General features: G+C 64.9%; 16 protein-coding genes and 1 riboswitch. Of the genes, 12 read left to right on the top strand and 4 right to left on the bottom strand.

What is annotated here, in order from left to right; all coding sequences use genetic code 11:
* Nucleotides 1–44: 44 nt before the first annotated feature.
* Nucleotides 45–155, bottom strand: a riboswitch (TPP riboswitch).
* Nucleotides 156–367: 212 nt separating this feature from the next.
* Entirely contained in the window at nt 368–1,831 is a 1,464-nt protein-coding gene (locus tag C793_RS0110680; RefSeq protein ID WP_017430935.1) for a catalase, read from the top strand.
* 243 nt (nt 1,832–2,074) lie between these two features.
* Nucleotides 2,075–2,707: a LysE family translocator gene (locus tag C793_RS0110675; RefSeq protein WP_017430934.1), complete on the top strand. Its 633-nt coding sequence runs from the start codon at nt 2,075–2,077 to the stop codon at nt 2,705–2,707.
* 27 nt (nt 2,708–2,734) lie between these two features.
* Here the strand turns inward: C793_RS0110675 and C793_RS0110670 are convergent, their stop codons facing one another.
* Nucleotides 2,735–3,121: a DUF7079 family protein gene (locus C793_RS0110670; protein ID WP_017430933.1), complete on the bottom strand. Its 387-nt coding sequence runs from the start codon at nt 3,119–3,121 to the stop codon at nt 2,735–2,737.
* A 235-nt stretch (nt 3,122–3,356) separates the two neighbouring features.
* Here C793_RS0110670 and fabV point away from each other — a divergent pair, with 235 nt between their 5' ends.
* From fabV to C793_RS0110620, 10 genes are all read left to right on the top strand, one after another.
* Nucleotides 3,357–4,556, top strand: coding sequence for an enoyl-ACP reductase FabV (gene fabV, locus C793_RS0110665; RefSeq protein ID WP_017430932.1), 1,200 nt, complete (start codon nt 3,357–3,359; stop codon nt 4,554–4,556).
* A 292-nt stretch (nt 4,557–4,848) separates the two neighbouring features.
* A complete protein-coding gene (iscB, locus tag C793_RS0110660; RefSeq protein WP_017430931.1) occupies nt 4,849–6,219 on the top strand; it encodes an RNA-guided endonuclease IscB in 1,371 nt (456 codons plus the stop codon).
* 72 nt (nt 6,220–6,291) lie between these two features.
* Nucleotides 6,292–7,305, top strand: coding sequence for a GlxA family transcriptional regulator (locus C793_RS0110655; RefSeq protein ID WP_017430930.1), 1,014 nt, complete (start codon nt 6,292–6,294; stop codon nt 7,303–7,305).
* Nucleotides 7,306–7,468: 163 nt separating this feature from the next.
* Nucleotides 7,469–8,683 carry an aspartate aminotransferase family protein gene (locus C793_RS0110650; RefSeq protein WP_017430929.1) on the top strand — a complete coding sequence of 405 codons (1,215 nt, stop codon included), beginning with the start codon at nt 7,469–7,471 and terminating at the stop codon, nt 8,681–8,683.
* A 17-nt stretch (nt 8,684–8,700) separates the two neighbouring features.
* The gene (locus C793_RS0110645) at nt 8,701–9,777 is read left to right on the top strand and encodes an arginine N-succinyltransferase (RefSeq protein WP_017430928.1); all 1,077 of its coding nucleotides are present in this window, start codon (nt 8,701–8,703) and stop codon (nt 9,775–9,777) included.
* Nucleotides 9,777–10,805, top strand: a complete 1,029-nt coding sequence (gene astA / locus C793_RS0110640) for an arginine N-succinyltransferase (RefSeq protein ID WP_017430927.1) — start codon at nt 9,777–9,779, stop codon at nt 10,803–10,805. The genes C793_RS0110645 and astA overlap by 1 nt, the downstream gene beginning before the upstream one ends.
* A 54-nt stretch (nt 10,806–10,859) precedes the next feature.
* Nucleotides 10,860–12,332, top strand: coding sequence for a succinylglutamate-semialdehyde dehydrogenase (gene astD, locus C793_RS0110635; protein ID WP_017430926.1), 1,473 nt, complete (start codon nt 10,860–10,862; stop codon nt 12,330–12,332).
* Nucleotides 12,329–13,672 carry an N-succinylarginine dihydrolase gene (gene astB / locus C793_RS0110630; protein WP_017430925.1) on the top strand — a complete coding sequence of 448 codons (1,344 nt, stop codon included), beginning with the start codon at nt 12,329–12,331 and terminating at the stop codon, nt 13,670–13,672. Before astD ends, astB begins: the two co-directional genes overlap by 4 nt.
* Before the next feature lie 27 nt (nt 13,673–13,699).
* Nucleotides 13,700–14,407 (top strand): trimeric intracellular cation channel family protein, encoded by a 708-nt coding sequence (locus C793_RS13890; protein ID WP_017430924.1) that lies wholly within the window; start codon nt 13,700–13,702, stop codon nt 14,405–14,407.
* Nucleotides 14,408–14,659: 252 nt separating this feature from the next.
* Nucleotides 14,660–15,367 (top strand): DUF3581 family protein, encoded by a 708-nt coding sequence (locus C793_RS0110620; protein ID WP_017430923.1) that lies wholly within the window; start codon nt 14,660–14,662, stop codon nt 15,365–15,367.
* Nucleotides 15,368–15,397: 30 nt separating this feature from the next.
* Here C793_RS0110620 and C793_RS0110615 read toward each other — a convergent pair whose 3' ends face one another.
* The 3 genes from C793_RS0110615 to arfB form a co-directional block, all read right to left on the bottom strand.
* A complete protein-coding gene (locus C793_RS0110615; RefSeq protein ID WP_017430922.1) occupies nt 15,398–16,072 on the bottom strand; it encodes a hypothetical protein in 675 nt (224 codons plus the stop codon).
* Nucleotides 16,073–16,312: 240 nt separating this feature from the next.
* Nucleotides 16,313–16,816 (bottom strand): methylated-DNA--[protein]-cysteine S-methyltransferase, encoded by a 504-nt coding sequence (locus C793_RS0110610; protein ID WP_017430921.1) that lies wholly within the window; start codon nt 16,814–16,816, stop codon nt 16,313–16,315.
* Nucleotides 16,817–16,859: 43 nt separating this feature from the next.
* Nucleotides 16,860–17,279, bottom strand: coding sequence for an alternative ribosome rescue aminoacyl-tRNA hydrolase ArfB (arfB, locus tag C793_RS0110605; RefSeq protein ID WP_026106242.1), 420 nt, complete (start codon nt 17,277–17,279; stop codon nt 16,860–16,862).
* Nucleotides 17,280–17,439 lie beyond the last annotated feature (160 nt).

The following is a 17,439-nucleotide window of genomic DNA, read 5'->3' as shown; positions in this document are numbered from 1 at the left end:
GGTAATGGGCGAATATCGTGGTTGGCACGACCAGGAAGAGGAGAGTGGCAGGTTCTTTCCTTCCCTTCGCCGGTATGACCCGGATCAGGTTCGAAGGGTTACCGGCGCAAAAGCGGCGGATTCTCAGCCCGTAGCGGGCACCCCCAGGAGAATCTCAAGGCTAGGCAGGCGGGGTGGGGATGTCAAACTTTCGGATGGGCTATTGGTTTTTATTCAGCAAAAGTTTTTAGCTATTGTCTATCGAAGATATAGCGCACTTTTGCGTCTGAAACAGCTAGTCTGTAGGTAGAGTAAAAGCAACAGCCGGTACCATTCCGATCGGGCCGGCCGACCGCCGAGCGGCTATCATCGACAAGGAGACGCCAACATGGCTGACGACAACCGCAAACCGACAACAACCGATGCCGGCATCCCCGTGGAAAGCGACGAGCGCTCGCTCACCATCGGACCCGACGGCCCCATCGTGCTGCACGATCACTACCTCATCGAGCAGATGGCCAACTTCAACCGCGAGCGCATTCCCGAGCGCCAGCCCCACGCCAAGGGCAGCGGCGCCTTTGGCCATTTTGAAGTAACCGAGGACGTCAGCCGCTATACCAAAGCCGCGGTGTTTCAGCCCGGCACCCAAACCGAGGTGGTGATGCGCTTTTCCACCGTGGCCGGCGAGCGCGGCAGCCCCGACACCTGGCGCGACCCTCGGGGTTTTTCCATCAAGTTCTACACCTCTGAGGGCAACTACGACATGGTGGGGAACAACACGCCGGTGTTCTTCATCCGTGACCCGCTGAAGTTCCAGCACTTTATCCGCTCGCAGAAGCGCCGGGCGGACAACAATCTGCGCGATAACGACATGCAGTGGGATTTCTGGTCGCTGTCGCCGGAGTCCGCCCACCAGGTGGCCTGGCTGATGGGCGACCGCGGTATCCCCAAAACCTGGCGGCACATGAACGGCTATTCCAGCCACACCTATATGTGGACGAACGCCGAGGGCGAGAAATTCTGGGTCAAGTACCACTTCAAGACCGATCAGGGTATCGAGTGCCTGACGCAGGAAGAGGCCGACCGCCTGGCGGGCGAAGACGGCGATTACCACATGCGCGATCTGTACACCTCGATTGACCGGGGCGACTACCCAAGCTGGACGCTGTACATGCAGATCATGCCGTTCAAGGATGCCGAAACCTATCGCATCAATCCGTTTGATCTGACCAAGGTCTGGCCCCACGAGGACTATCCGCTGATCAAGGTGGGCAAGCTGACGCTGGATACCAACCCGGTGGACAACCACGCCCAGATCGAACAGGCGGCGTTCGAACCCAACAACCTGGTGCCCGGCATCGGCATCAGCCCGGACAAGATGCTGCTGGGCCGCGTGTTCGCCTACGCCGATGCCCACCGTCACCGGCTGGGGTCGAACTACAAGCAGATTCCGGTCAACGCGCCCAAATCGCCGGTCAACAGCTACACCAAGGACGGCGCGATGCAGATGCATACCGTCTCCGACCCGGTGTACGCGCCCAACTCCAAGGGCGGCCCCCAGGCCGACGGCGAACGCTACCCCACGGATTCCAGCTGGGAAGCCGACGGCGACATGGTGCGCGCCGCCTATACGCTGCGCCGCGACGATGACGACTTCGGTCAGGCCAACGCGCTGGTCAACCAGGTGATGGACGAACCCGCCCGGGAGCGGCTGGTCAACAACGTCGTCGGCCACCTGCTGGGCGGCGTCACCGAGCCGGTACTCGAGCGCGCGCTGGACTACTGGCGCAACATCGACGCCGATATCGGCGAACGCATCGCCCGAGGCGTGCGCGCCCAGCAGAACGGCTAGTTGCCGGCACTACGCAGCGCAGCTTCCCGTAGAATCTCTGCCCGTCGGTCGCCCCGGCGGGCTTTTTCCGTTTGGCCGCCGGCTTTTGTGCCGAGCGGCCCAACGGCGCATACTGCCGCATGCCGGCGATCCGCCGGCAGCGTCAATGACCGGATGACTATCTGTCGGCACAAGCCGGAGACAGTTACCGTGGCGCTCTCGGTAAAGCGCTACCGGGAAGACACTGAATATCGAGGAGACACCATGCCGTTTTCGCTATGGCTGTCGCTGGCGGCGGTTTGTACCGCCGGGGCGATGTCGCCGGGGCCGAGCCTTGCGTTGGTGCTGCGCCACACCCTGGGCGGCGGCCGGGCGCCGGGAGTCGTCGCCGGGCTGTTTCATGCGCTGGGGGTAGGCTTTTACGCGCTGCTCACGGTGCTGGGGCTGGGCGCGCTGATGGCGCGTTTTCCGCTGCTGTTTGAAGGCGTGACCGTTGTCGGCGCGGGGTATCTGGCCTGGCTGGGGTTCAAGGCGCTGCGGGCCGGTCGAGCCGCGGCGCTGGATCCCGCATTGGGCGCGACGACCCGGCGCCAGGCCGCGCGGGAAGGCGTGCTGGTGGCACTGGCCAACCCCAAGCTGATTCTTTTCTTCATCGCGCTGCTGAGCCAGTTTGTTCAACCGGACATGAGCCTGGCCGCCAGAGCGATTATCGTGGCGACGGCGATGATGATCGACGGCGCCTGGTACGTGCTGGTGGCCGTGGCGCTGTCGCAGTCCCGGGTGCTGGAGTGGCTGCGTCTGCGTTCCCACTGGATCAACCGCTTCACCGGCGTAATACTGCTGGGCCTGGCGCTGCGCGTGGTCTGGGGTGTCATGGCCGGCGGCCTGGCGGCATAGCGGCCGGGATGCCCGGTATGGACGGGGTCAGCGAACGTCGCCGCGTGTGGCCATCAGGCGGTGCATGAGTTCGTGCCAGCGGTGGCGCACCATCATCGTGGTCAGCCCGGAAAACAGCGCCCAGCTTTTCTTGCGCCAGCCGCTCAGGCGGAGGTTGTGGCCCACCAGCTGCTTCATCAGCCGGTAGTTGTCGAACTCGCGCCACTCGCTGGTAATCGACAGCTGGTGGCGCGACATCACCGGCGCCAGCTCCAGGCGGAACATCCATTCCAGCTCGTGCAGGCTGAGGCCGTGCTGTTCTATGATATCGACCATTGCGGCATAGTCCTGCTCGCCGGGTTCGCGGTCGAGCCAGAGCGGCGCCAGCGCGAGCCAGATATCGCCGCGTTCGTCGACCAGTTGCTGTGCGTTCATGCGCACCTCGAATAGCGGTCCTGCTGCCGGGGCGCGGCAACGCAGGACGAGGGATTTGTCCGGGCATTATCGGGCGCATGCCGGGACGATCGCAAGGGTGGTTGTGGCCGGCGAAAAGCGGACACCCGGCCGCTCGGGGCGTTAGAATATCCCGGCGGCGGCACGCGGAAGCCGATTGAAATGACGGGCCCATTGAGATGCTGGGCCGATTGAGATCCATACAGCGAGGTTTTACGTGATTATCAAACCCAAGGTACGCGGATTTATCTGCACCACGACGCATCCGCAGGGCTGCGAGCAGAACGTACGCGAGCAAATCGAGGCGACCCGCGCCCGGGGGCTGGACAAAAGCCGGGGGCCGAAAAAGGTGCTGGTGATCGGCGCGTCCAGCGGCTATGGCCTGGCAGCGCGGATTACCGCCGCCTTTGGCTACGGCGCCGATACCCTGGGCGTGTTTTTTGAAAAGCCGGGTACCGAAAAGCGTCCGGGCACGGCGGGCTGGTACAACTCGGCGGCGTTTGACCGTTTCGCCTCTGAAGAAGGTCTGTACAGCAAGTCCATCAACGGCGATGCCTTTTCCCACGAGGCTCGGGAAAAAGCCATCGAGCTGATCAAGCAGGACCTGGGCGAAGTCGATCTGGTGGTGTATTCGCTGGCTTCGCCGGTACGCAAGCTGCCCGACAGCGGCGAGGTGAAGCGTTCGGTGCTCAAGCCCATCGGCGATACCTATCGGGCCACCGCCATTGATACCAACAAGGACGTGGTCACGGAAGCCGAAGTCGAACCGGCAACACAGCAGGAAATCGACGACACCGTGGATGTCATGGGTGGCGAAGACTGGGAGCTGTGGATCCAGGCGCTGGACGAGGCCGGGGTGCTGGCCAAAGGCGCGAAAAGTGTGGCCTTCAGCTATATCGGCACCGAAATTACCTGGCCGATTTATTGGCACGGCGCCCTGGGCAAGGCCAAGGAAGACCTGGACCGCGCCGCCGGCGAGATCGACAAGCGCCTGGGGCAGAACGGCGGCAGCGCCAACGTCGCGGTGCTCAAGTCGGTGGTCACCCAGGCCAGCGCCGCGATTCCGGTGATGCCGCTCTACATCGCCATGGTGTATCGCATCATGAAGGAAGAGGGGCTGCACGAAGACCCTGTCGACCAGCTCAACCGGCTGTTCAGCGAGCGCCTGTATGCCGATGGCGCCGTGGACACCGACGACCAGGGCCGCCTGCGGGTGGATGACCGTGAGCTGCGCGACGACGTCCAGGAGCGGTGCAAGGCGCTGTGGCCGGAGGTCAATACCGATAACCTCTACGAGATCACTGACTACGCCGGCTACAAGCACGACTTCCTCAAGCTGTTCGGCTTCGAGCGCGACGACGTCGACTACGACGCCGATGTCAGCCCCGTGGCCTCTTTTGACGTGGTCAGCCTGTAAGGTCGGTCAACTACCTCTCCCTGAAGGGAGAGGCTTGTAACCACAAGCCGGGTTGACCAGGGAAAGCGGTCGCCAGTCCGCTACGTTGATAACAGGTCGTCAGGACTCACCCACGGATGCTTCCTCAGTCCGTGGCTCTGAAAGGTCGGGATCATGCTGGCGCAAGGTAAAACGCCGACGGTTCCGACCGCTGCCACCAGGCAGGAGCCGGTTATCGACATTCCCGAGGGGAGACGGATCGAACGATCCGCGACACAAGGCCCGTAAGGGCATTAACACGGGAGAAAATCGCATGGCGGTTTTCGTATCGGACAAACACAAGCAGCCGTTGATGCCGTGCAGCGAAAAGCGTGCTCGGTTGCTGCTGGAACGCGGTCGCGCCGTGGTGCATAAACGCTACCCGTTCACGATCCGGCTCAGGGATCGGGTGGGCGGCGACACGCAGGCGCTTCGTCTGGGCATTGATCCCGGCAGCAAGGCCACGGGGCTGGCGCTGATGCGTGAATCGGACGGTCGGCAGCGCCATGTGCTGTGCCTGTTCGAGCTTTTGCATCGCGGTTTTCAGATCAAGAAGGCGCTGGAACAGCGCGCCGCGTTCCGCCGCCGTCGCCGTTCGGCCAATCTGCGCTACCGCGCCCCGCGCTTTGATAATCGCACCAGGCCGAAGGGCTGGCTGGCGCCCAGCCTTCAGCACCGGGTCGATACCGTCACGGCCTGGGTGGAGCGGCTGCGCAGGCTTGCACCGATCACCGCACTGGATCAGGAGCTGGTGCGCTTTGATACGCAAAAGCTCGACAACCCGGAGATCGGCGGCGTCGAGTACCAGCAAGGCACGCTGCTCGGTTACGAGGTGCGCGAGTACCTGCTGGAGAAATGGGGGCGGGCATGTGCCTACTGCGGCGCCACCGAGACGCCGCTGGAAATCGAGCATGTCGAGCCACGCAGCCGGGGCGGTTCCAACCGCGTCAGCAATCTGGCTCTGGCGTGTCACGATTGTAATCAGGCCAAAGGCAACCAACCGCTTGGCGACTTCCTTGCCCACGACAAGGGCTTGAAGAAGCGCCTCAAAGCCAATGGTCTGTCGGCGAGCGGGCGGCTGGAGCGCGTACAGCGCCAGTTCAAGCAGCCGCTACGCGATGCCAGCGCGGTCAATGCGACCCGCTGGGCGCTGTTCACTGCACTCAAGGCCACCGGCTTGTCGGTAACGGTGGCCAGCGGTGGTCGCACCAAATACAACCGCCAGCGGCTCGGCATCCCCAAGACCCACGCTCTGGATGCCGCCTGTGTTGGCGCGGTGGAGGCACTGCACGACTGGCCGGTGCCAACGCTGATGATCAAGGCCACCGGACGCGGGAGCTATCAGCGCACGCGGCTGACCCGGCACGGTTTTCCGCGTGGCTACCTGATGCGGCAAAAACAGGTACACGGTTTTCAGACCGGCGATAGGGTCAAGGCCATCGTCCCCGCCGGCAGGAAAGCCGGCACGCATACCGGGCGTGTGGCGGTGCGCAAAACCGGCCGCTTCAACATCCAGACGCCACAGGGGGCAGTGCAGGGCATTTCGCACCAGCATTGCACCCTGATTCAACGCGGTGATGGCTACGGCTACCACCTCACACCATCCATCAACCACAAGGGAGGAGCGGGACAGGCAGTGGCGTAATCCAGGTCGCCCTGCGGGCGACGCGCTATCCCTCCCGGCACTGAAAGTGCCGGGTATCCCGCGCAAATTCTGATGACAACATGGCATACCGGCGCCGCGGGGGATGGCCGGCGCCGGGTCGGGTTTCTGCTGCTGCCGGGTTTTTCCCTGCTGGCCCATGCCGGCGCGCTTGAGCCGCTGCACATGGCCAACCAGCTCAGCGGGCGCATGCTGTATATGACACATACCCTTGGGCTGGATACCGGCGCGGTGCGCAGTGCCGGCCAGCTGGAACTGGGCGTGCCGGGCGGGATGGAAGTGCCGCCCGGCGATATGGATATGCTGCTGGTGTGCGCGCCGACGCCGCTGTCCTACCCCCTGCCGCCGACGCTCAACGACTGGCTGCGGCGCCTGGACAGCCGTCGGGTATTGCTGGGCGGCATCGCCGGGGGGACAGAGGTGCTGGCGCGCTGCGGCCTGTTGGAGGGCTATCACGCCACATTGCCCTGGCCGCGTTTCGAGGCGTTTGCCCAGGCCTACCCCCGGGTGGCGCTGTCGCGTCAGCGTTACGAGCTCGACCGCGACCGGCTGACCTGCGGCGCCGGCACCGCGGCGCTGGACATGATGCTGATGCTGATCGGCCGCCAGCATGGCGCCGAGCTGGCCGGGCAGGTCGCGGCGTATCTCGCCAACGGTGAGGGCGCCGGAGAGCCAGGTCAGGGGGGCAGCAGCTCGTCCCGGGTATCTGCCCACCCCTCGGCCTATACCCCGGCTCGCAACCCGCTGAATCACGCGCCGCAAAGCCTGCTCGACGCCGTGGCGCTGATGCAGGCCAACGTCGAGGAGCCGCTTTCCACCCTGGAACTGGCCGAGCATCTGGGCGTTTCACGCCGCCAGCTGGAGCGCCTGTTCAAAAAGCACCTCCAGGCGGTGCCCAGCCGCTACTACCTCAATCTGCGCCTGCAGCAGGCCCGCCGCCTGTTGCGCGAAAGCGATCGCGCGGTCGGCGATATTGCCCTGGCGACCGGCTTTTCCTCGGGCGCCCACTTTTCCACCGCCTATCGCAATCACTTCGGCATGGCCCCCCGGGAAGAGCGGCTGGTCTGAGACGCGACGGCTCTGTTGCCGACGTTGATGTTTTTGCCCCCTGCGCGGCGATCAAGCCGCAGGCCCCCGATTTCATAACCCGACGTCACATTACTGAAAGTGCGGCGCCCCCGGCGTCCGTATAATGAACGCTATTCCCCACGCAGCAAGCGGAGAGATTTCCATGAGCACGACCCCGACGCGGCAGGATTTTGACTACTACATGGCGCCCAACTATGCGCCCCAGCCGGTGATTCCCGTACGCGGTGAAGGCAGCCGCCTCTGGGATCAGGACGGGCATGAGTATATCGACTTTGCCGGCGGCATCGCGGTCAATGCTCTGGGGCACTGCCATCCGGTGCTGGTGGATGCGCTCAAGTCCCAGGGCGAGACGCTCTGGCACCTGTCCAACGTCTTCACCAACGAGCCGGCGCTCAAGCTGGCCAAAAGCCTGGTCGAGCGCACCTTCGCCGACAGGGTGTTCCTGTGCTCCTCGGGCGGCGAGGCCAACGAGGCGGCGTTCAAGCTGGCGCGGCGCTACGCGGCGGACCACCACGGTGAGCACAAGGACAAGATCATCTCGTTCACCAGGTCCTTTCACGGGCGGACCTTTTTCACCGTCAGCGTCGGCGGTCAGCCCAAGTACTCGCAGGGATTCGGTCCGGTGCCCGGCGGCATTCTCCACGCCGACTACAACGACCTGGACAGCGTGCGCCGGCTGATGGGCGACGATACCTGCGCAATCGTGGTCGAGCCCATGCAGGGCGAGGGCGGTCTGATTCCGGCCGAGCCGGCGTTTTTGCAGGGGCTGCGTCAGCTGTGCGATGAGCACAACGCGCTGCTGGTATTCGACGAGGTGCAGACCGGCGTGGGTCGTACCGGCGAGTTGTACGCCTACCAGCACTACGGCGTCACGCCGGATATCCTGACAAGCGCCAAGGCGCTGGGTGGCGGCTTCCCCGTGGGCGCCATGCTCGCCACCGAGGCCGTGGGCCAGTCGCTCAAGGTGGGTACTCACGGCTCGACCTACGGCGGCAACCCGCTGGCTTCGGCGGTGGCGCTGGCGGCGCTCGAGTTTATCGATACGCCGGAGGTGCTCGAAGGCGTCAAGCGGCGCCATGATCGTCTGCGCGGGCATCTGGAGCGCATTAACGAAAAACATGCGGTATTCAGCGATATTCGCGGCCTGGGCCTGCTGATGGGCGCGCAGATGACCGAGGCCTACGCCGGTCGCGCCAAGGAAATTCTGCCGCTGGCGATCGAAGAAGGCGCCATGGCGCTGGTGGCGGGGCCCGATGTGCTGCGCCTGGCGCCGTCGCTGGTGATGCCCGAGGCCGATATCGACGACGGCATGGCGCGGCTTGAGCGTGCCATCGAACGCCTGGTCGCCAAAGGCTAAACCCCAAGGAGCCAGCCATGCTGATCATCCGACCCGTCGAGCCGGCGGATCTGCCCGCGCTGGAAGCTCTGGCCGGCCATGCCACGCCGCGGCTGACCAACCTGCCGGCGCACCGCGAGCGCCTGGAGGAGCGCGTTGCGCACTCCCGGGCGTCGTTTGCCGGCAAGGTGGATTTCCCCGGCGACGAGCATTACACCTTCGTGCTGGTGGATACCGAAGCCGAGACCGCGGATGGCGCCGTGCTGGGGACGGCGACCGTGCGTGCCCGCGCCGGCGCCAGCGAGGCCTACTATACCTACCGTCAGGAAACCCTGATCCACGCCTCCCAGCAGCTTAACGTACGGCGCGAGGTGCAGACCCTGGCGCTGTCCCACGAGGTGTCGGAAGCCTCACTGCTGTGCGCCATGTCGATCGCCCCACAGTATCGTGGCACCAGCGTGGAAAGCCTGCTGCGCCGGGCCCGGCTGATGTTTGTGGCGCAGTACCCCGAGCGTTTTTCCGATGTGCTGGCGGTGGCGTTCCCCGGCTACCTGGACGACGACGGGGTGTCGCCGTTCTGGGAGAGCATCGGGCGTCACTTTTTTGCCCGCAGCTACCAGGAGATGAACCACATTGCCGGGGTGCGCTCGAAAAGCTTTATTGCCGAGGTCATGCCGCAGTTTCCGCTGTATCTGCCGCTGCTGACGCCGGCGGCGCGGGCGGCCATCGGCCGCGAACATCCGGGTCACGAGCGGGCGCTGAGCGAAATGCTCGCCGAGGGCTTTGTGCGCTCGCGCCATGTGGATATTTTTGATGGCGGTCCGGTGGTCAAGGCCGAACGCAGCCGCCTGGCCACGGTGCGCGGCGCCGCCTGGCACCCGGTGCGTATTCGCCCACAGCACGCGCTGCCCGACGCCGAGCCGGCATTGATCGCCAACCAGCATCGCGAGGGCTTTCGCTGCGTGATCGCGCAATACGCGCTGTCGCCCACCGGCCAGCTGATGCTCACCGACGAGCACGCCGAACAGCTGGGTGTGGAAAAGGGCCGCGCCGTGCTGGCTGCCCCGCTGGGACTGCCCGCCGCCGAAGACGCCCTGGACGAAGGAGAAATGTAATGCGCATCCGACCCATTGCCCGCAACGACCTCGACGGGCTCCAGGCGCTTGCGCAGCAGGCCGGCGTGGGCTTCACCTCGCTGCCGGACAACCGCGAGTTTCTTGCCGGCAAGATCGAGAGCGCCGTCAACGCCTTCGAGGAGCGCACGGCCCGCGATGACCGGCTGTATTTTTTCGTTCTGGAAGACGAGGACAACGGCGAGCTGGCCGGCTGCTGCGCGATTGAAGGCCAGGTCGGTCACGACGTGCCGTTTTATCACTACCGGCTGGGATCGCTGGCGCACTCGTCGGTCCAGCTGGATCTGCACCACACCATCGATACGCTGTTCCTGAGCTCGGATCACACCGGCGATGCCGAAGTCTGCTCGCTGTTTGTGCGGCCGGAATATCGCGGCGAAGCCAACCGCCATCTGCGTAGCGGTGCGCTGCTGTCCAAGGCACGCTGGCTGTTTATCGCCGATTTTCGCGATCGTTTCCCCGACAAGGTGCTGGCGGAAATGCGCGGCCTGTTCGACGACAACAGCCGCAGCCCGTTCTGGGAAAGTCTGGGGCGCCACTTCTTCCCCATGGATTTTGACGAGGCGGACCGCCTGACCGGGCTGGGGCAAAAGAGCTTTATTGGCGAACTGATGCCCAAGTTTCCGATTTACACCACCTTCATGCCCGAAGCGGCCCGCGACTGCATCGGCCAGGTGCATCGCCATACCCGCCCGGCGCTGGAAATGCTCAGGAAAGAAGGGCTGCGCTGGGAAGGCTACATCGACATTTTTGACGGCGGGCCCACGGTCGAAGCCTATATTGACGACGTGCGCGCGGTGCGCAATTCGTGCTGCTACCCCGTGGCAGTGGATGACGCCGCCCCGGAGGAAAGCGTCAGCCGCTGGCTGGCGGCCACGACCCGTATGCAGGGGTTTACCGCCGCCTGGATCGGCCGCGCGCCGGAAGCGGACCGGGTGGTGCTGACCCCCGCCGAAGCCCGCCGTCTGAACGTCACCGCAGGCGATACCCTGCGCCTGCTGGAAACCTGACGGCAACCTGACAAGCCAACCCACCCAGCCAACCCACGGCCAAGGGAGACGCATATGCACGCAACGCAACAGCAATGGATCAACGGTCAATGGCGGGACGGCGGCGCGCCGGTCATGGTCAAGCACGACGGCGTTGCCGGTCGTACGCTGTGGCAGGGCCCGGCCGCCGACGCGTCCCAGGTAGCGGCGGCTGTCAAGGCCGCGCGCAACGCCTTTGCCGGCTGGGCGCGCACGCCCTTTGCCGAGCGTCAGGCGCTGGTCGAGCGTTTTGCCGAGGTCCTCGAGACCCGCCGCGAAGATCTGGCGGTGGCCATTGCCGGAGAAACCGGCAAGCCGCTTTGGGAAGCGCGTACCGAGGTCGGGGCGATGATCGGCAAGGTGGGGCTGTCGCTCCAGGCGCACGCCGAGCGCACCGGCGAGCGCGAAAAACCCGTGGGTGACGCTCGCGCCGTGCTGCGCCATCGCCCTCACGGCGTCATGGCGGTATTCGGGCCGTACAACTTCCCCGGCCATTTGCCCAACGGGCATATCGTCCCGGCGCTGCTGGCGGGTAACGCCGTGGTGTTCAAGCCCAGTGAGCAGGCGCCGCTCACCGCCGACCTGACGCTGCAGTGCTGGCAGGAAGCCGGGCTGCCCGACGGGCTGATCAACCTGGTGCAGGGCGGCGTACCGGTCGGCCAGGCGCTGGCCGGCGATCCGGGCATCGACGGGCTGCTGTTTACCGGCAGCGCCAGGGTCGGCGGTATGCTGCATCGTCAGTTCGCCGACCAGCCCGACAAGATTCTGGCGCTGGAGCTGGGCGGTAATAACCCCCTGGTGGTTCGGGATGTGCCCGACCAGCGGGCGGCGGTACTCACTATTCTGCAGTCGGCACTGGCGTCCGGCGGTCAGCGCTGTACCTGCGCCCGGCGCCTGCTGGTGCCCGAAGGTGCCGTGGGCGACCGCCTGCTGGAAGCGCTGGCAGAGGGCATGCACCAGCTGCGCGTGGCCCAGCCGTTTGACGAGGACAATCCTCCATTTTATGCCGGCCTGGCCAGCGTGGCCGCGGCGGACGAGCTGCTCAACGTCCAGCAGACGCTGGAAGAGCAGGGCGGCACCGTGCTGCACCGCATGCGTCGGCTGGAAGAGGGCACCAGCCTGCTGACGCCGGCGCTGATCGACGTCACCGGGCTCGACGTTCCCGACGAGGAGCACTTTGGCCCGCTGTTGACCGTGCGGCGCTACGCCGACTGGGACCAGGCCATCGAGCTGGCCAATGATACCCGCTACGGCCTTTCCGCCGGGCTGATCGGCGGTGACCAGGCCGACTGGGACGACTTTCTCCTGCGCATTCGCGCCGGGATCGTCAACTGGAACCGACAGACAACCGGCGCGGCGGGCGACGCGCCCTTTGGCGGCGTGGGCGATAGCGGTAACCATCGTCCCAGCGCCTACTACGCCGCGGACTACTGCGCCTACCCGGTGGCTTCCATGGAAACCGATACGCTGGCGCTGCCCGACCAGCTGCCGCCCGGAGTGACGCTATGACCGGCGTGGTGGAAGTCAACTTTGACGGCCTGGTGGGGCCGACCCATAACTATGCTGGCCTGGCGGCGGGTAACGTCGCCTCCCGGCGCCATGCCGGGCGGGTGTCCCATCCCCGGGAAGCCGCGCTTCAGGGGCTGGAAAAGATGCGCGATCTCAGCCGTGCCGGCTACGCTCAGGGCGTTCTGCCGCCCCAGCAGCGCCCGGACCTGGGCTTTCTGCGCCGGCTGGGCTTTACCGGCAGCGTCGGCGAAGTGCTGTCGCAGGCGGACCGCCAGGCGCCGGCGCTGTTGCGCGCGGCCTGTTCGGCCTCGAGCATGTGGACCGCCAACGCCGCCACGGTAACTCCGAGTGTGGATGCGCCGGACGGCCGGGTACACCTGACCCCGGCCAACCTGCAGTCCGGCCTGCACCGCTGTCTGGAGCCGGTGACGACCGGGCGTATACTCCAGGCCATCTTTGCGGATGCAGAACGTTTTGCTCACCATGCGCCGCTGCCGGCCACGCCGGCTTTCGCCGATGAGGGCGCGGCCAACCATACGCGGCTGTGTGCCGAGCATGGCGCGCCGGGGGTGCACCTGTATGTCTACGGCCGCGAGGCGCTGGGTCAGGCGCCCGGCCCCCGCCGTTTTACCGCTCGGCAAACCCGCGAGGCCAGCGAGGCCATCGCCCGCCAGCACGGTCTCGGCGAGGCGCAGACGGTGTTGGCCCGCCAGCACCCCGAGGCCATTGATGCCGGCGTGTTTCACAACGATGTGATCGCCGTGGGCAACGGCCCGGTACTGCTGTATCACGAATGGGCCTTTGCCGATGAAGACGCCACCCTGGCCGCGCTGCGGGAAAAAATGCCCGAGCCGCTGATCCCGGTTCGCGTGCCGGCGGAAGCGGTGAGCCTCGACGACGCCGTCGCCACCTATCTGTTCAACTCCCAGCTGCTGTCCAACCCCGACGGCAGCATGACGCTGGTAGTACCGGGTGAATGTGAGCACAACGAGGCCGTCTGGCGTACCCTCCAGGATCTGATACTCGCCGGGCACAATCCCATCGGCGAGGTTCGGGTCAAGGACGTCAAGCAAAGCATGCAAAACGGCGGTGGCCCCGCCTGTCTACGATTGCGGGTCGCCCTCGGCGAGGCCGAGCGCGCGGCGTTGGGTGGCCGGGTGCTGATGGATGACGCCCTCCATGACGCGCTTGTCGGCTGGGTCGGGCGCCACTATCGCGACCGTCTGGCGCCTGAGGACCTGGCCGATCCGCTGCTGGTGGACGAGTCGCTGGCGGCTCTGGACGAGCTGACCGGCATCCTGCAGCTGGGCGCCATTTATCCCTTTCAGCGCGGCGCCTGACAGGCCGCCTTCGACGGAGACACGCAATTGAGCCAACTGGTGTACTGGCTGGATATGGCCGGCGTTATCGTCTTTGCGCTATCCGGCGTGGTACTGGCCTGCCGCAAACGCATGGATCCGGTGGGCATGCTGGTGCTGGCAGCGGTTACCGGCATCGGTGGCGGCACGCTGCGCGACCTGGTGCTGGGCGTGCGTCCGGTATTCTGGGTGAGCGATCCCACCTATCTGTGGGTAATCGTCGTCACGGTGGGGCTTTCGCTGCTGGGGTTTCACTATATTCATCGCCTGTCGCGCGGATTCATGCCGGTCGCCGATGCCTTCGGGCTGGCGATATTTACCGCCCTGGGCACGCACAAGGCGCTGCAGCTGGGGCACGCCGGTGAGGTTGCCACGCTGATGGGCATGATGACCGGGGTGGCCGGCGGCATGATCCGTGATGTGCTGGCGCGGCGGGTGCCCATGGTGCTGCGCGAGGAGATCTATGCCACGGCGGCGTTCTCCGGTGGAGTGGTATACGTGCTGCTGTATACGCTGGATGTGCCGCTGATGATCACCATCGGCGCCTCGTTGACGGCCACCCTGGGGCTGCGGCTGGCGGCGATTTACTGGGGGCTGGCGCTGCCGGTGTTCGCCTGGGTGACGATTCCGCCCCGGCCGGTCGAGGACGACAGGGCCGTGGCCCAAAAGGCCAAACAACGAGTGCGGATGATTTACCGCGCGCGCAAACGCCGCTAGCGTCCCGCCGGGTGTTCGCCCGGCTGTCCCTTGCCTTCTCCTCAAACGCCGAAAAAGCCCGCGAAAATGCCTGCCGCCACCGGCCTTTTATGGCATGATGCGCAGCCGGAGTCGCGCGCCGGCTGACAATGGCAACGCGGCACGACGCTGCGGCATGGTACATTGCCACCGGGCACCGCCATGCCCTCGTGCGGCAGACTTTTTTGATCACGACTTGATCGCCAACCGATCACTACGCCAGGCAGCAACGCCATGTTCCAGGATTTTTATACACAGCGCGGCGATGACATTGTCATTTCCGCCGAGCAGGCCAGCCGTTTCGCCAAGGGCGTAGCCGGTGACTACAATCCGATCCACAACCCCGATGCGCGGCGCTTCTGTGTGCCGGGCGATCTGCTGTTTGCGCTGGTGCTGGAACGTTTCGGGCTGTCCCGGCACATGGAGTTCTATTTTCTCAGCATGGTGGGTGCCGATACCCCGCTGACGTTTTCCCGGGCGGTGAGCGGCGACATTCACGTTACCGATGCCGCGGGCAAGTGCTATCTGGAAGTGGTACGCAGCGGCGACACGACGTTCGACCGCGACGTGGTGGATGCCTTTACCCGCTGCTATGTGGCGTTTTCGGGGAAAAACTTCCCGCACTATCTGAAACCGCTGATGGAAGCCCACGACGTGATGTTCAATCCCAAGCGTCCGCTGGTGATCTATCACAGCATGGGCTTCACTCTGGAACGGCTGGACGGCCTGGCGCCCGATCTGGCGCTATCGCGTTCCTCGCTGGAAGTGCAGGGCAAGCGTGCCGACGCGCTGCTGGAGTTTGCCATCAGCTCCGCCGGCGAGCCGCTGGGAGTGGGCTCGAAAAAGCTCGTGGTCAGCGGCATCTGCGACTACGACGCCGCGGCGATGGATGCCATCGTCGAAGAGTTCTATCGCCTCAAGGCCGCCTGGGAAGGCGGCTGACGCGCCCCGGCCTCGGTGCCGGCCGGAGCGCTATATGCTGCTGAAAAGCGGCCGGCTTTCGACAAGCATGCGGTGTACCGGCTCAAGCTGGCTTTCGTGTAGCACCATGACGGTCGGCTCCTGCATGAACGCCTGACCCCGCGGCACCAGAAAGGCAAACTCGCCCTCTTCCAGATGAAACTCGTGGAGCTCGCGCAGGCCGTTTTCGGTCCGGCATTCGCTGCTGCGGTAGAAATCGTCCTCGCCGTAGACCAGCCGATGGCACATCTTGAACAGGGTATAAAGCATGAGCCCGGCGTCAAACGCGGGCCAGCGGGCGGGCAGGTTCTCGATATCGTCGTCCAGTTCGACGCCCCTGGCGCGAGCGGAAGCAATGGCTTTGGTCAGCGGCTTGTGAAAAAGGTGGCGCGACGGCACGCGGCGTTCCCCGGTAAAGTCGGCAACGGCCTTTTCCAGGTCGTCGAAGTTTTTCAGCGTATATTCGGTGCCGAGCAGGTCGGACGCCTCGCAGCCGCCGTTTTCCCAGCCGTGCAGTACCCGGAGCGTGAGCAGGCCGCGCTCCATGGGACGCAGGACAAAGACGTAGAGCATGACGCGCAGGTGTAACAGCCGTTCCTGGCTATCGTTATCAAACGCGAGGTAGGGGTCGCTGAACAGCTCGTGCAGGCGGCCTTGAGTGTGTTCCCTGGCTTCACTGTAGGGCATTGGGTATTCCTTGGATCCACATTCCGAATGCTTGCCGGCCGTGCAGCACGCCTGTACTCCAGGGCCAACCGATATCACATATTAGTTATAGCTATATCGAAAAATCAACCGCAGCGAGCATAAAAGTCACGCGGGCAAAACAACCTGCTGCCGGGCACAAGCCGCGATGGTCCCTGCCGTGCTTTCGGGGCCCGCAGTCGTGCCGTTTTATCGTTCATTCATGACGCTCCTGTCGTCGTTTTATACCTCTTCCATACCTCCCTTGGCGTTTTTATCTGATGGCTCTCCGCTTTCGTGAGCGAGTAGCCACTGCTTGCGCTCGAGGCCGCCGGCATAGCCGGTCAGCCGGCCGTTGGCGCCAATAACGCGGTGGCAGGGCACAATAATCGCCAGGGGATTCCTGCCGCTGGCCATGCCGATAGCCCGAGCCGCCGTCGGCTTGCCCAGCTGCGCGGCGATGTCGCCGTAGCCCCGGGTTTCGCCAAAGGGAATATCCCCGAGCGCCTTCCATACCGTTTGTTGAAACGTCGTGCCGGCCGGGGCCAGCGGCAGGTCAAAGGCCTGGCGCGTGCCGGCAAAGTATTCGGCCAGCTGTGTTCGGCAGCGTTCCAGCAGCGGGTGCGCGCGCCGGGTGCCCAGCAGCCCCCGGGAAAATTCCACCCGGGTCAGGCCTTCGTCGCTGGCAACAAGCGTCAGGCGTCCCAGCGGCGAATGCCCGGGCGGATCAAAATAGTCGAGATACATTCGGCCTCCCCGGCGTCCGGCCCGGTGGTTGGCGGTGACTCTATCACTGGGACAGGTTGACCTTGCCGCGCAGCGCCTTGGTTTTGCCCTTGCGGGTCTTGTTATCCAGCCGCTTGCGTTTGGCATTGCGGCTGGGGCGTGTCGGGCGGCGCTTTTTCTGTACCGCAGCCGCGCTTTTGATCAGCGCCTTGAGCCGCGAAAGTGCATCCGCCTTGTTGAGCTCCAGCGTGCGGTTTTTCTGCGCCTTGATGATGATCACGCCGTCCCGGGTAATGCGCTGATCGGACAGAGCCAGAAGGCGCTCCTTGTAAAAGGGCGGCAGCGTCGAGCGGTGAATATCAAAGCGCAGGTGCACGGCGGACGCCACCTTGTTGACGTTCTGCCCGCCGGGCCCCTGGGCGCGCACCTGCTCGATGTCGATTTCCCAATCGGCCAGGGTCACGTTGTTGGATATCTGCAGCACGATACCTCGATCCATTCCTGATAAAGCCTTAAGCGGCCACTGTAACAGGCCGTCGGAAGAAACGTCCGGTTGAAAAGCCGGACAACTAGCCGCATTCACTGCCTGTAACGGCGAATCGCTGGCGTATCCGCTGGATTCACCGCTCGCCATAGGCCGCGGT

This window comes from Vreelandella jeotgali Hwa, assembly GCF_000334215.1.
GTDB lineage: Bacteria > Pseudomonadota > Gammaproteobacteria > Pseudomonadales > Halomonadaceae > Vreelandella > Vreelandella jeotgali.
This window is presented reverse-complemented; position numbering and strand designations above follow the sequence as displayed.

What these genes read in the sequence shown, in the direction of transcription:
- C793_RS0110680 (WP_017430935.1), top strand. Translation starts at nt 368, where the DNA reads ATGGCTGACGACAACCGCAAACCGACAACAACCGATGCCGGCATCCCC.
- C793_RS0110675 (WP_017430934.1), top strand. Translation starts at nt 2,075, where the DNA reads ATGCCGTTTTCGCTATGGCTGTCGCTGGCGGCGGTTTGTACCGCCGGG.
- C793_RS0110670 (WP_017430933.1), bottom strand. Translation starts at nt 3,121, where the DNA reads ATGAACGCACAGCAACTGGTCGACGAACGCGGCGATATCTGGCTCGCG.
- iscB (WP_017430931.1), top strand. Translation starts at nt 4,849, where the DNA reads ATGGCGGTTTTCGTATCGGACAAACACAAGCAGCCGTTGATGCCGTGC.
- C793_RS0110655 (WP_017430930.1), top strand. Translation starts at nt 6,292, where the DNA reads ATGACAACATGGCATACCGGCGCCGCGGGGGATGGCCGGCGCCGGGTC.
- C793_RS0110650 (WP_017430929.1), top strand. Translation starts at nt 7,469, where the DNA reads ATGAGCACGACCCCGACGCGGCAGGATTTTGACTACTACATGGCGCCC.
- C793_RS0110645 (WP_017430928.1), top strand. Translation starts at nt 8,701, where the DNA reads ATGCTGATCATCCGACCCGTCGAGCCGGCGGATCTGCCCGCGCTGGAA.
- astA (WP_017430927.1), top strand. Translation starts at nt 9,777, where the DNA reads ATGCGCATCCGACCCATTGCCCGCAACGACCTCGACGGGCTCCAGGCG.
- astD (WP_017430926.1), top strand. Translation starts at nt 10,860, where the DNA reads ATGCACGCAACGCAACAGCAATGGATCAACGGTCAATGGCGGGACGGC.
- astB (WP_017430925.1), top strand. Translation starts at nt 12,329, where the DNA reads ATGACCGGCGTGGTGGAAGTCAACTTTGACGGCCTGGTGGGGCCGACC.
- C793_RS0110620 (WP_017430923.1), top strand. Translation starts at nt 14,660, where the DNA reads ATGTTCCAGGATTTTTATACACAGCGCGGCGATGACATTGTCATTTCC.
- C793_RS0110615 (WP_017430922.1), bottom strand. Translation starts at nt 16,072, where the DNA reads ATGCCCTACAGTGAAGCCAGGGAACACACTCAAGGCCGCCTGCACGAG.
- C793_RS0110610 (WP_017430921.1), bottom strand. Translation starts at nt 16,816, where the DNA reads ATGTATCTCGACTATTTTGATCCGCCCGGGCATTCGCCGCTGGGACGC.